This is a genomic window from Neobacillus endophyticus (assembly GCF_013248975.1).
GTDB classification, from domain to species: Bacteria; Bacillota; Bacilli; order Bacillales; family Cytobacillaceae; genus Neobacillus; species Neobacillus endophyticus.
In genome coordinates this window covers 1,613,935-1,627,054 of record NZ_JABRWH010000001.1, presented here as the reverse complement: position 1 = coordinate 1,627,054, position 13,120 = coordinate 1,613,935, and the positions used below count along the sequence as shown (strand labels likewise).

Genomic DNA, 13,120 nt, shown 5'->3' with positions numbered 1-13,120 from the left:
CTCCGTCAGAGACCTGTTTTCACTTTTGCAAGAGCCTGACTGCTAGGGGTTTGCTGAATGGTATGATTCTTTTTATGTTCATTCACCACATGATCATAATGACAAATTAGTTGATCAAAAATTGCTTCCCATCTTTGTGTTAAAGCGTATTTCCTTCCCTCTATCCCCATTTGTTTCCGTAAGCTCTCATTAATTAATAGTGAATGAATGGCCTGGGCGAACTCTTGTGGGCGTGCAGGTGTACATAATTCCCCCGTTTTACCAGCATTAATGATATTTTTCACACCCCCAGAATTGGCGCAAATGGCAGGTGTACCGCTGGCAAGTGCCTCAAGTACAACATTCCCGAAAGTTTCTGAAGAAGAAGGAAAAACAAACAGGTCGGACGCTGAGTATACTTCAGCAAGTGAATTCCCTGATAAATAGCCAGTAAATAGCATATTTTCGGGAGCTGTGTGCTGTAACTCTTCTCGAAGAGGACCATCACCAACCACCAACCACTGTATATGCTGATTTATTTCATCAGGTAATAATTTAGCTGCATGGAGAAACGTGATCACATCCTTTTCGGGTGCCAGTCTTCCAGCATACGTAATAAGGAACTTTTTAGAAATACCATATTGTTTGCGAATAGAATCATGATGATAAAAAGGATGAAATAATTCGCAATTAACTCCGCGTGTCCAAATGTCCAAGTTTTGAAATCCATGTTTCTGAAGCTGATGCATAGTTTCATGGGAAGGAACAAATATTTTTTTACAAGGCCGGTAAAACCAAAGCATGTATTTCCATAAAAGTTTTGAAAGAAAGGATAGGTTGTAAAAAGTTAAATAAGAATCGAAATTCGTATGATAGGAGCCAACAAGAGGGATTTTTAGTTTTCGGGAAAAGTAAGTGCCGCAAAGTCCCATCGTAAAAGGAGTAACTACATGGATTACATCTGGTGCAAAATTCTGAAGCTCTTTTTTAATAAAAAGGGGATTGGGTATGGCTAAGCGACATTCAGGATATAAGTAAAATGGCAAACTTTTAATACGGAGAATATGCGTGTCGTTGCTATCATTGTCATAAGAATAGGGTGCAAAAATTTTAAAAGAAATATGTTTTTCTTCTAAATAAGCAGTCAAACGTTTAAGTGTACGGGCAACACCGTTAATTTCCGGATAGAAGGTATCAGTGAAAATGGCAATTTTCATAGTAGCTCCCTCCTGTTTCCTTCTCACATACATAATAAATAAAAACTACCAGCTCCTGTTAGTGCTCCGAGAACTCCACCGGCAATAACATCTGAAGGATAATGAAGGCCTAAGTAGATCCTTGATAATCCTACGCAAAGGGCCATTGGCAGAAGGATTACTGCAAGACTAGGCATAAATAAAACATACGGAATAATAACAGAAAAGATAGCTGTTGTATGCCCGGAAGGAAAAGATGGATCCTGTAACGGATTAGGAAGAACCATAATTTGATCCAACGTCAGATACGGTCTTTTTCGGGGTAGCAGCTGTTTTGCGATATGCACAGGTATGTGACTGGCCGTTAAGGCAAGGGCACTGGAAACGGCCGTTAAGCTAGTGCTGTGAGGTGAGAAAAGCAAGAGGAGGAGTGTTGCAGCAATTGTCAATCTTGCTCCTCCAAAATGGGTGATGGATCTGAAAAAAAGATTGAGCAGTCTTTTATCAAAATGGCGATTTACCTTTTGAAATAACTGACATTCGAAATGATAAAATGCATGGAACATTTTGGTCATTGGCTTCTTTCCTTTCTAAAATAATGATCCATCCTTTATGATTTGCCCCTTCTGATCAATGGCAGGTCTTCCTACAGAAATATACGTAATAGGGTATTTTTGAACTTCTTGAAGGGAATAGCAGTTTCTCCCATCAATAATAATTGGGCGTTTCATATTGGTTGAAAATACATCCAACGGAACATGCTTAATTTGATCCCACTCTGTCGCAATAATAGCAAAATCGGCACCATGTAGTGCAGAGGGAATATCGGAAGCGTAGGAAATGGAATTCCCCATCATTTTCTGAAAATTAGGAGTAGCAACGGGATCATAGGCTGTTACATATGCCCCTTCCTCAAGCAGCTCCTTTGCGATAATGAGGGAGGTGGATTCTCGTACATCATCTGTATCAGGCTTATAGGCTAAACCAAGTAAGGCTGCCTTTTTATTTTGCAGCGGCCCTAGTAGTTCTTTTGCCTTCACAATTGGAAGGGAGTGCTGGCGTCTATTTACCTTCATAACTGCCTCTAACAATTCAAAACGTTGTTCATTACATCCAGTAAGCTGTAAAAGGGCATTTGTATCTTTTGGCAAACAAGAGCCACCAAAACCAATCCCTGCTTGGAGAAAGGGGAATCCAATTCTTTTATCAGAGCCCATTCCATATGCTACCTCTTCAATATTTGCTCCAACTTTTTCGCAAATGCTGGCAATTTCATTAATAAAACTAATTTTTGTTGCTAAAAAGGCATTGGAGGCATATTTAATCATTTCAGCGCTTTTAAGATCTGTTTTTAATATCGGAATTTTCAATGGGAGATAAAGTTGTTCCATTATATTGGCTGCTTCAGGATTATTTGTTCCGATCACGATTCGATCACCATGAAAGAAATCATACACAGCGGAACCTTCACGGAGAAATTCCGGATTAGACACGACTTCTGCTAGAATATTATCGGGTTTACGGCTGTTAATGATCTGATGAATGATGTCATTTGTTCCAACCGGAACCGTACTCTTTGTACAAATTACCACATCATTTTCAATATGGTGAGCGATTGTAAAAGCAGCCACATATAGATATTTCAAGTCAATGGAACCGTTATCGGTTTCGGGCGTCCCCACAGCAATAAAAATGATTTCCGCATCGGAATAAGCGAGGTCAGGATCCATTGTAAAACGAAGTCTTCCGTTACCAAGATTTTTTTCTAAGAGCGATGGTAATCCTGGTTCATAAATAGGGGATATGCCATTTTGGAGCATTTCGATTTTTTCTTTTTGAATGTCTGTAGTTATTACCTGATGTCCTAATTCAGCTAGACAAACGCTTGTGACAAGCCCAACATATCCTGCTCCAGTAACGGTGATCTTCATCCAATCCCTCCAATAATTTTGTTTCCACCATTTTATAAGAAAAATGTTTGGATAGTATTAACTCCGTGTAATAAGAGTGTAAAGATTGTGTATTTTTGGAAAAATCAATGGTGTTTTTCTTTAAATTTGTACGAAAGTATTCATTACATATCCAATTCAGCAAAGTACTTCTGCAGATTTTTTCGGGGGAGATATCAGTCGTGTCCTTGTTACGCGTATTCACTTCAAAGGAGGTCCGATCGGCTAAAAAACCATAACTAGGCTAATACTAGTTTCGCCCAATCCTCTCTCTTAAGCCGCAAAATAAATAGAAGAAAGTCTCTAGTCTGATTACTAGAGGCTTTTTCTATTTACTTCTTCCAGTTAATGTGAATTGCTAGTAAAAGATGAATTTAAGCCGAAACAGTGGTAAAGTAAAATAGAATAACCATGACTATTCACTTCATTTGTAAAAATATAGGATTGAAGAAGGGGGAAATGGTATGGAAAAGAAAATTCTTGTTGTTGATGATGAAAAGCCGATTGCAGATATTCTGCAGTTTAATTTAAAAAAAGAAGGGTACAGTGTTCACTGTGCTTATGATGGAAATGAAGCTTTACAATTAGTGGAGGAAATCCAACCGGATTTAATTCTATTAGATATAATGCTCCCATTAAGAGATGGCATGGAAGTATGCCGTGAAGTCAGGAAGAAATATGATATGCCGATCATTATGCTGACTGCAAAGGATTCAGAAATTGATAAAGTGCTTGGTCTTGAGCTTGGTGCTGATGATTATGTAACGAAGCCGTTTAGTACAAGAGAATTAATTGCTCGAGTAAAAGCTAATCTACGCCGCCATAATACAAGTATTGCCCAAGCAGAAGAAGAAAATGATACAAATGAAATTGCCATTGGTTCGCTGGTTATTCACCCGGACGCATATGTTGTATCAAAACGCGGGGAAACGATCGAATTGACACACCGGGAGTTTGAATTGCTCTACTATTTGGCGCAGCATATTGGCCAGGTCATGACGAGGGAGCACCTGCTACAGACCGTATGGGGCTATGATTACTATGGTGATGTCCGAACCGTCGATGTAACAGTAAGACGATTAAGGGAAAAAATTGAGGATACTCCCAGCCATCCAGCTTGGATTGTAACGCGACGCGGAGTTGGATATTATTTGCGGAATCCTGAACAGGAGTAATGCTCTTTGATGAAAAAGCTTGGTTTCTTTCGATCAATACATGTAAAGTTTGTCATCATCTATGTGCTCCTTATATTAGTAGCGATGCAAATTATCGGGGTGTATTTCGTCAAGCAGCTCGAGCAGACATTAAGAACTAATTTTCAAACATCGCTCAAAGAACGAGTAAATTTGCTTGCTTACAATATTCGTGAGGAAATGGAAAAGGAAAGAAAGCCAGAAGACCCTACACTTGAGGAAGAAATCAAAAAAATGCTTCGTGATTTTAAAGCGGTAGATATCTCGGAGGTTCAAGTTATTGAGGGCAGGTCCTTAAAAATCCTTGGGACATCTGATCCGAATAATCAAGGGGTTGTGGGTGAAAGAACGACAGTCCTTCGCATTAAACAAGCCATGGTTTTAGAAGAGGACCAAAGCAGTATTTTAATTGATCCACAAACAGGGCACCGTATTTGGGTGCTTGCCACTCCGATTAAATCTGGCAAAAAGGTAATTGGAGTCATCTATCTTGTTGCAAAAATTGAAAGTGTTTTTGAACAGATGAAGACCATCAATAATATTTTTTCATCAGGAACGGGTATTGCCCTGGCGATTACAGCTGCTTTAGGTATTTTATTGGCACAAACGATTACCAGACCGATTGCCGATATGAAGAAGCAGGCCTTAGCAATGGCTAAGGGGAATTTTTCTCGCAAAGTAAAAGTATATGGCAATGATGAAATTGGGACTCTGGCAGTTACGTTCAACAATTTAACAAAGAAGCTTCAGGAAGCTCAGGCAATGACAGAAGGTGAACGAAGAAAGCTATCTTCTGTCCTTTCACATATGACCGATGGTGTTATCGCCACAGATCGCAAAGGCAGAGTAATTTTAATCAATGACCCCGCAGCGGAAATGTTGAATGTTTCACGTGAAACAGTGTTGTCCCAGCCGATGGTTTCTTTGTTAGATTTGGAAGGAACCCATACATTTGAAGATTTGTTAGAGGAAGAGGGCTCTTTAATTTTAGACTACAGCACAAAGAAGAAATCGTATATTCTCCGGGCTAGTTTTTCAGTTATTCAAAAAGAAACTGGATTCGTCAACGGATTAATTGCTGTACTGCACGATATTACCGAACAGGAAAAAATTGAAACTGAAAGAAGAGAGTTTGTCGCCAATGTTTCCCATGAATTAAGAACACCGTTAACGACTATGAGGAGCTATTTGGAGGCACTCGCAGATGGAGCATGGCGGGATGAAGAAATTGCCCCGAACTTTTTAGAAGTAACTAGAACGGAAACAGAACGAATGATACGCCTTGTCAATGACTTGCTGACCCTTTCGAAAATGGACAGTACAGATTATCAAATGAAGCCGGAGTGGGTAAACTTTGTACCATTCTTTGACCATATTATTGATCGATTTGCCATGTCAAAAGAGCAAAATGTCACCTTTAAACGCCTGCTTCCGGACCATGGAATCTATGTAGAAGTTGATGAAGATAAAATGACTCAGGTTTTATACAATATCATTTCAAATGCTTTAAAGTATTCACCTGAAGGCGGTCAGGTTACCTTCGTGATGCAAGATATGGAAGATCAAATAATCGTCAGTATTTCAGATCAAGGGATTGGAATTCCAAAAGAAAATATTGAAAAAATCTTCGATCGATTTTATCGTGTCGATAAAGCAAGATCAAGGAAAATGGGCGGTACGGGTTTAGGACTAGCCATTGCCAGAGAAATTGTAAATGCACATGGAGGGCATATTTGGGCAACCAGTGAGGAAGGAAAAGGAACCACCATATCTTTTTCACTTCCATACGATCGTACGGAAGAGGATGAATGGTCATGAGATATGAGACGATTAAATCAGTAGTCTTAACAATATTGGTCATGCTAAGCATTCTACTAACCTGGAACCTTTGGACGTACCAGCCTCACTATGAAACAATGGAAGGCAGTAATTATGTAGCAGAGGTAACATTAAGCGAGAAGCAAGAAGTTCAAAAAATTGTTCAGCCGGATCTGATTCTTTTCCATATAAAGGGTGAACATTATGGGACCAATAATCCCGGAGAACTTGATAAAGTGATCAAAGAGCTAAGCAAGTGGACGTTTACCGATATCAAGGATGTTACCTCCAAAGTGACTAGCATAAAAGAATTAATGTACGGGCCAGGAAAAGCGGAGATTGACTTTGCTGGAGATGTGCCGATTGAATTATATCGCAGTGTACTGAACATTGAAGCGAAGAAGCTCCCTTCATTCACTTTTAATCGAATTGTGATCAATGTAGGGAACAGCGAGAAGGAAAATGGGGTGGCTTACTTTGTTTCCACTGATAGCCAAAAGGTGTATATGGGGCATATATCACTGGCTAATGTCAATCAATTTAACCGTGAGTTTGTAAAAAATGCCGCTCATTATCCACGTTATTTCGCTTATGAAGCATCTGAAAAACAAACCTTTTTCCTGCCAAACGATGAAACAAAGGTGACCACCTATAAGTATTACCTGTCACCCCTTAATTCAGAAGAGTTCAAGGATGCTCTTTTCAGCGACCCAAGCTTTGTGCAAAAAAGTATTTTAAAACATAGTGAAGAGTATACGAACGGCTCCAGTAAAATGACAGTCAATAACCAAAGCAATATGCTTCTGTATGTGAATCCAACTGCGGAAGATAATTTTATTGATACGCCTTACGATTTAGTGAAACGAAGTATCGATTTTGTCAATGAACATGGCGGCTGGACAGACGATTTTCGTTATGTTTCGCAAAATATTTATAGAAGCTCGGTTTCCTTCCGATTATATAGCATGAATGGGTACCCAGTATTTAATGATACAGGACTTTCGGAAATTGAAGAAATGTGGGGCCAAAACGAAATCAATAAATATGTACGGCCAAATATCTCGCTGGATCTTCCGCTGACATCTGAGATGCAAATGGTTACACTGCCTTCAGGACATGATGCTTTGAAGATGCTGTTAAGTAAGAAGAACTTTAGGCCCGAGCTTCTGGAAGACTTAGTCATCGGATATCAGATGGAAAGAGATTCGAGTGAAAATAGGCTGATCCTCTTAGAACCAGCCTGGTTTTATCGATATGATAAAACTTGGAGCGAGATAACGACGGATGATCTGGGAGGAATGATGCATGGATTGGAGTAAAATCAAAACGATTTTTATCGTGACATTTTTGATTTTAGACGTGTATTTACTCTTTCAATTTCTGACGATTCGTGATGCTAATAAATATGAAATTGCAACGGAGGCTCCATTTGAGGAAAAATTAAAAGCTGACGGCATTAAATATGTTGATCTGCCAAAGGCTCAAATTAAGGCGCAATACCTTAGTGCAAAGCCAAAAGTATTTACCAAAAATGATGTTGCCAAGCTCAAAGGACAAGTGGCTGCCATAAGCGGCGATTCAGCAACAACTCTTCAAGTATCGCTTGAGAAGCCGCTGCAGCTCAGCTCCAAGTTCGACCCAGTGGATCTTTCTGGCTTTTTAAAGGATGATGTCCTTTATGGCGACAAGTATCAATTCTGGGAAAAGGATGATAAAGCCAGGACCATAACTTATTTTCAACAGTTTGAGGATTCACCATTATACCAGAATATCAATGGAATGATTACGTTTTATTATAATCCGAGAAATCAACTTGTGTCCTACCAGCAAACCTATATGGAGGGATTTGAAAAGTTAACGGCCAAAGAGGAAATCCTCCCTCCATTAAAGGCGATTGAAACGTTGCATCAAAAGGGAGTATTAAAGCCGAAAAGTAATATAACAAAGATTGAACTGGGATACTCAACGCTTGTGCAATTAGCAGCTTCTCAAGTGCTGACCCCTACATGGCGCTTTGTCATTAATGACAAGGAAAGCCTGTTCGTAAATGCGTTTGAGGGACAAATTATCCAGTTTAATAGTGACGAAAAAACAAGTGTGGAGTGAGGAAGTATGTCTTTTAGTTATAGCATCCTGGCAAGCGGAAGTACGGGTAATGCTTTTTATGTAGAATCTGAAGAGCATTCCTTTTTAGTAGATGCCGGGTTTAGCGGCAAGCAGATGGAAACACTTTTTCAGCAAATTGACCGCGACATTAGCAAGCTTTCCGCCATTTTCGTCACACATGAACATAGTGATCATATTAAAGGAATTGGTGTTCTCGCCCGCAAATACAAATTGCCCGTTTATGCGAATGCAAAAACATGGCAGGCGATGGATAGCTTGGTTGGAGAGATCCCAACGGAGCAGAAGTTTGTTTTTAATATGGAGACAGTCAAAAGCTTTGGCTCTGTGGACATTGAATCATTTGGTGTTTCCCATGATGCGGCAGAACCAATGTTTTATATTTTCCATCATGAAGGGAAAAAACTTGTGCTTATCACAGATACGGGCTATGTTAGTGACAGGATGAAAGGCATTATTACCAACGCGGATGTATATGTATTTGAGTCGAATCATGATGTGCAAATGCTGAGGATGGGAAAATATCCTTGGAACATTAAACGAAGGATTTTAAGTGACGTCGGCCATGTTTCTAATGAAGATGCGGCTTTTGCCATGAGTGATGTTATTGGAGACAGGACGAAAAGAGTGTATCTTGCCCATTTAAGTCTCGACAATAACATGAAGGATTTGGCCAGAATGTCGGTTTCACAAACGCTTCATAGCCGCGGAATCATTGTTGGAGAACAATTTGATCTATACGATACAGATCCCAAAACTCCAACGATCTTGACCGCGGTATAATATATTGAAAAATTGGAAAAAAAGAGTGATAGGCTATTCATTTTTATAGTCTTCACTCTTTTTTATTTTTTGCCGATAGGAAGTGTTCCTATCAGCGATGGATACAACTACGTCTTTAGTCTTTGCCCTTTTGGGGGGCGCAATTTGCGAGTTTTCTTTTAAAAAATATAAATAGAGTTTGAAAGATTTAATGAACTGTTGCTTTGTTTGGGGACCTTATGGACAAATGAATAGAGATGGCAGTCATATTGAAAGAGAGGAATGGTGAAATAAATGGGGTATTATGATGATCAATCGCCAAATCGCTATATGGGGCACTCACGCAGCAAAGGCGGCTTTTTTATTGCCAGTTTAACTGGAGCTATTCTTGGAGCCTTGATCGTTATTTTTGCGATACCGATCTTATCGAGTCAGGGAATGCTTCCATATAGAGTTGAACCAAACGGAAGTACAGACATGGGAACAACTAATAATAATTCGCAGAATATGGTTCATAAACAGGAGGCATATGAAGTAACGACAGATACAACAAAAGCCGTTGACAAAACGGAGAATGCTGTCGTAGGTGTTACCAATATTCAAGCAACCAAATCCAACTTTTGGTCCGATAATAGCAACAATGGTTCGGAACAAGAAGCTGGGTCGGGCTCTGGTGTCATCTATAAAAAGGCAGGAAATAAGGCATACGTCGTGACGAACCATCATGTTGTTGAGGGCGCGAACAAGCTGGAGGTAACACTGAATGATGGAACTAAACTTCCAGCCCGTTTACTGGGCAGTGATATTTGGTCTGACTTAGCTGTGCTTGAAATTGACGGAAGTAAAGTCACAGATGTTGCTGTTTTCGGAGATTCTGATACGTTAAAACTTGGGGAACCGGTTGTAGCAATCGGAAATCCGCTTGGTCCAACCTTTTCAGGTTCTGTTACCCAGGGGATTATCTCCGGTTTAAAAAGGACAATTCCGGTGGATATCAATCAAGATGGCACTGTGGATTGGCAAGCAGAAGTATTACAAACAGACGCCGCCATTAATCCAGGAAATAGCGGCGGTGCTTTAATCAATATGGAAGGCCAGGTCATCGGGATCAATTCGATGAAAATTGCCCAGAATGCGGTAGAAGGAATTGGATTGTCGATTCCGATCAACTCAGCAAAACCAATTATTGATGATCTTGAGAAATATGGCAGTGTCAAGCGGCCATATATGGGAGTAGATCTCAAATCTGTGGATGAAATACCTGCATACTATCAATCAAGTGCATTAAAGCTCCCTTCTAATGTGAATTATGGAGTGGCTGTCCGAAGTGTGGAGCCAAATTCTCCTGCAGCAAAAGCAGGATTGCACGAGTTGGATGTCATTGTTGAAATGGACGGAGAGAAAATTAACGACGTTCTTGAACTGAGGAAACACTTATATGAGAAAAAGAAAGTCGGCCAAAAAATGACGATTAAATTTTATCGAAATGGTAAGCTTCTTGAAACATCATTAACACTGACGGGAAGTAGTACACAATAAACGGGAGAGTGTGATTCACTCTCTTTTTTTGTGGTATGATGATGAAGGCGTTTTGTGGAGGTATTGTCACAAGATGGCTAGGTAAAAATAGTGGTATAAATGGTTTGGCAGGTGAAAAAGAGATGGTATATTGCTGTGAGGAACATGTGGATATTGCGTTAGATAAAATTGTCTATGAGTATGAAACATTTCCGGTGTTAACAAAAATAGATGTGGATAACTTATCAACAAGCTGTGAATTTTGTCGAAATATAGCTATATATGTTGTGGCGAACAAGTGATTCCATACAAAATGTGGACAAAAAATGTGTATATGTGGATAACTTCTGTGGATATCTTGTTTGTAAGCTGTTTGTAATTAAAAAATAAAGGGCTGTGGATTGTGAATATCTCCATAATTACGGTTGGCAAATTAAAAGAAAAATATTTAATCCAGGGAATTGCTGAATATCTAAAACGATTGACTGCCTATGCAAAAGTAGACATGATCGAGGTAGCAGACGAAAAAGCGCCAGAGGAATTGAGCGAACTGGAAATGATTCAGGTAAAGCAAAAGGAAGGCGAACGGATTTTAGCAAAAATAAGCCAAGACACATATGTCATTGCCCTGGCCATTCAGGGGAAAATGCAATCATCTGAGGAACTGGCAGAAACATTAGACAAACTCGCTACATACGGAAAAAGCAAAATTGCTTTTATCATCGGCGGCTCACTGGGGCTGAGCGATGAAGTATTAAAACGGTCCAATGAGAAGTTATCCTTCTCCAAGATGACCTTCCCCCATCAACTGATGAGGCTGATCTTGGTGGAGCAAATTTATCGGGCGTTTCGGATTAATCGAGGTGAACCGTACCACAAATAGAGGCAAAAAAAGTTGTAGATAAGGTGGATATTTACTGTTATAAGCAGGAATGGAAGGTGAGAAATTGCCTTCTTTTTCTGTATCTAAATATAATGTGTGAATAAGTGTAAATGTTTTGGAAATGTTAACTTCCATAAAATCAAATTCAAGTTCCACTTTGTCAATATGACGCTGACGATCAGTTGATCGTCCTATCGTAACTCTCTTAACTAAGAGTTGGAGCAGTTGCTTTTGTTTCTCTCTACTTGAAGATCTGTACACTTCTAAAAATTTTTCTAATAGATTCCGAACCAATTCAGGTGGAATAACTTTTGTATCGGATTTACTTATTTCTAATATCAAGTTGTTCTTTGTTTGTTCGAGTGCATTTTTTTCAGAAGTTACTTGCTGTAAACGTTCTTGTAGAATGGAAACTGGAAATAGATTTTGCTCAAAAGCTTCTAAATATTTATTCTGACGTTCAAGTACTTCTTTTAATTTTAAATCAATATCTGCCAAATCCTTTTTTATATTTATTAAGGATTCAATTGAGTTTTTGGTTAGTGAGCAAAGGACTTCCTGAAATTTTTGCTTATCAGATAGAAAACAATTTATGCGTTCTATTAGATCATTTTCGGAATCATATGCTTTAACGGAATTCGCTCTACAGGCTGCAGAACCTTTGTTATGAAAATCACTACAAACGTAATACCGGTGCTTTCTTTTGGTCCCGTCACTCAAGGTATAAGTAGTAATTGACGGAACCATACCTTGCCCACAATCAGGACATCGCAAAATACTACTCAATAAAAATGGTTCGTTAGATTGTCTCTGCTTAAACGATTTACTCTTTCTTTTGGATTGGACAAGGCTCCAAAGTTCGTCATTGATTATCGCTTGATGCTGTCCTTGCACCAGAATAGGATTTTCATTTCTACCTCTTCTACGCTTTTTATCCCAATTTTCAACTTTTAACCAACTAATCTTACCGTTATAGACTGGGTTATCTAAGATAGTAGCAACTCCGTTGATAGAGAAATGGCTGTCACGCTTGGTTCGATAGCCTTCTTTATTAAGTTGATTGGTAATCGCTCTTAAACCATGTCCTTGTGAGTACAGAGTGAAAATCAGTTTTACTACTTCGGACTCATCTTTGTTTATTACTAGTTCCTTTTCTACTGAGTCATATCCGAATAATATACCGCCATTCCAAGAGCCTTCTAAAGCCCTTTGTTTCATACCAAGCTTTACGTTTTCTGATAGCGTATTTCGTTCCATTTCTGCAATAGAGGCCATAAGCTGAACTACTAGACGTCCTATTGGACTACCAGTATCAAAGTTCTCCGAGTAAGAGATAAACTTTACTCCATAATCCTCAAATTTATCTAACAGAGTAAGAGTGTCCAACATATTTCGCGATAAACGTGAGATTTTCCATACAAGGACTGCTTGAAATTTGTCATTTTCAACATCTACTACAAGTCTTTGCATAGCAGGGCGACCTTTAATTGATTTTCCGCTTATCCCTTCGTCTATATATTCTTCAGCTATTTCCCAGTTATACAATGTAGCATACTGCCGGAGCGTCTGCAGTTGTGCTGTTATACTATATCCCTCTGTAGCCTGTTCTTCAGTACTAACGCGAGCATAAATAGCAACTTTCTTTATCTCCATATGATTACCTCCTTTGAATTAATCATACAATGGAAAATAAAAAAG

At 39.1% G+C, this 13,120-nt stretch carries 12 protein-coding genes; 8 read left to right on the top strand and 4 right to left on the bottom strand.

The window, feature by feature from the left end; all coding sequences use genetic code 11:
- Positions 1 to 5 precede the first annotated feature (5 nt).
- Genes HPT25_RS07780 through HPT25_RS07770 form a run of 3 tightly spaced genes read right to left on the bottom strand, consistent with a single transcriptional unit; the run spans position 6 to position 3,106 of the window.
- Entirely contained in the window at positions 6 to 1,196 is a 1,191-nt protein-coding gene (locus HPT25_RS07780; protein WP_173062317.1) for a glycosyltransferase family 4 protein, read from the bottom strand.
- A 23-nt stretch (positions 1,197 to 1,219) separates the two neighbouring features.
- Entirely contained in the window at positions 1,220 to 1,741 is a 522-nt protein-coding gene (locus HPT25_RS07775) for a phosphatase PAP2 family protein (RefSeq protein WP_376767975.1), read from the bottom strand.
- Positions 1,742 to 1,765: 24 nt separating this feature from the next.
- Positions 1,766 to 3,106: a UDP-glucose dehydrogenase family protein gene (locus HPT25_RS07770; protein WP_173062311.1), complete on the bottom strand. Its 1,341-nt coding sequence runs from the start codon at positions 3,104 to 3,106 to the stop codon at positions 1,766 to 1,768.
- A gap of 482 nt (positions 3,107 to 3,588) precedes the next feature.
- On the opposite strand from HPT25_RS07770, the gene yycF reads away from it, so the two are divergent.
- From yycF to rlmH, 8 genes are all read left to right on the top strand, one after another.
- The gene (yycF, locus tag HPT25_RS07765; RefSeq protein ID WP_173062308.1) at positions 3,589 to 4,299 is read left to right on the top strand and encodes a response regulator YycF; all 711 of its coding nucleotides are present in this window, start codon (positions 3,589 to 3,591) and stop codon (positions 4,297 to 4,299) included.
- 9 nt (positions 4,300 to 4,308) lie between these two features.
- A complete protein-coding gene (walK, locus tag HPT25_RS07760) occupies positions 4,309 to 6,135 on the top strand; it encodes a cell wall metabolism sensor histidine kinase WalK (protein WP_173070983.1) in 1,827 nt (608 codons plus the stop codon).
- The gene (locus tag HPT25_RS07755) at positions 6,132 to 7,454 is read left to right on the top strand and encodes a YycH family regulatory protein (RefSeq protein ID WP_173062305.1); all 1,323 of its coding nucleotides are present in this window, start codon (positions 6,132 to 6,134) and stop codon (positions 7,452 to 7,454) included. Before walK ends, HPT25_RS07755 begins: the two co-directional genes overlap by 4 nt.
- On the top strand, positions 7,441 to 8,241 hold the full coding sequence (locus HPT25_RS07750; protein ID WP_173062302.1) for a two-component system regulatory protein YycI: 801 nt from the start codon (positions 7,441 to 7,443) through the stop codon (positions 8,239 to 8,241). The genes HPT25_RS07755 and HPT25_RS07750 overlap by 14 nt, the downstream gene beginning before the upstream one ends.
- Positions 8,242 to 8,247: 6 nt before the next feature.
- On the top strand, positions 8,248 to 9,042 hold the full coding sequence (locus HPT25_RS07745) for an MBL fold metallo-hydrolase (RefSeq protein ID WP_173062300.1): 795 nt from the start codon (positions 8,248 to 8,250) through the stop codon (positions 9,040 to 9,042).
- 273 nt (positions 9,043 to 9,315) lie between these two features.
- A complete protein-coding gene (locus HPT25_RS07740) occupies positions 9,316 to 10,560 on the top strand; it encodes a S1C family serine protease (protein ID WP_173062297.1) in 1,245 nt (414 codons plus the stop codon).
- Between the two features lie 35 nt (positions 10,561 to 10,595).
- Positions 10,596 to 10,841, top strand: coding sequence for a CxxH/CxxC protein (locus tag HPT25_RS29345; protein ID WP_376767913.1), 246 nt, complete (start codon positions 10,596 to 10,598; stop codon positions 10,839 to 10,841).
- A gap of 101 nt (positions 10,842 to 10,942) precedes the next feature.
- Positions 10,943 to 11,422: a 23S rRNA (pseudouridine(1915)-N(3))-methyltransferase RlmH gene (rlmH, locus tag HPT25_RS07730; RefSeq protein WP_173062294.1), complete on the top strand. Its 480-nt coding sequence runs from the start codon at positions 10,943 to 10,945 to the stop codon at positions 11,420 to 11,422.
- Here rlmH and HPT25_RS07725 read toward each other — a convergent pair.
- On the bottom strand, positions 11,315 to 13,075 hold the full coding sequence (locus tag HPT25_RS07725; RefSeq protein ID WP_173062291.1) for a recombinase family protein: 1,761 nt from the start codon (positions 13,073 to 13,075) through the stop codon (positions 11,315 to 11,317). The genes rlmH and HPT25_RS07725 overlap by 108 nt on opposite strands.
- Between the last annotated feature and the right edge of the window lie 45 nt (positions 13,076 to 13,120).

What these genes read in the sequence shown, in the direction of transcription:
- walK (WP_173070983.1), top strand. Translation starts at nt 4,309, where the DNA reads ATGAAAAAGCTTGGTTTCTTTCGATCAATACATGTAAAGTTTGTCATC.
- yycF (WP_173062308.1), top strand. Translation starts at nt 3,589, where the DNA reads ATGGAAAAGAAAATTCTTGTTGTTGATGATGAAAAGCCGATTGCAGAT.
- HPT25_RS07725 (WP_173062291.1), bottom strand. Translation starts at nt 13,075, where the DNA reads ATGGAGATAAAGAAAGTTGCTATTTATGCTCGCGTTAGTACTGAAGAA.
- HPT25_RS07740 (WP_173062297.1), top strand. Translation starts at nt 9,316, where the DNA reads ATGGGGTATTATGATGATCAATCGCCAAATCGCTATATGGGGCACTCA.
- HPT25_RS07755 (WP_173062305.1), top strand. Translation starts at nt 6,132, where the DNA reads ATGAGATATGAGACGATTAAATCAGTAGTCTTAACAATATTGGTCATG.
- HPT25_RS29345 (WP_376767913.1), top strand. Translation starts at nt 10,596, where the DNA reads ATGATGATGAAGGCGTTTTGTGGAGGTATTGTCACAAGATGGCTAGGT.
- HPT25_RS07750 (WP_173062302.1), top strand. Translation starts at nt 7,441, where the DNA reads ATGGATTGGAGTAAAATCAAAACGATTTTTATCGTGACATTTTTGATT.
- HPT25_RS07745 (WP_173062300.1), top strand. Translation starts at nt 8,248, where the DNA reads ATGTCTTTTAGTTATAGCATCCTGGCAAGCGGAAGTACGGGTAATGCT.
- HPT25_RS07770 (WP_173062311.1), bottom strand. Translation starts at nt 3,106, where the DNA reads ATGAAGATCACCGTTACTGGAGCAGGATATGTTGGGCTTGTCACAAGC.
- HPT25_RS07780 (WP_173062317.1), bottom strand. Translation starts at nt 1,196, where the DNA reads ATGAAAATTGCCATTTTCACTGATACCTTCTATCCGGAAATTAACGGT.
- HPT25_RS07775 (WP_376767975.1), bottom strand. Translation starts at nt 1,741, where the DNA reads ATGTTCCATGCATTTTATCATTTCGAATGTCAGTTATTTCAAAAGGTA.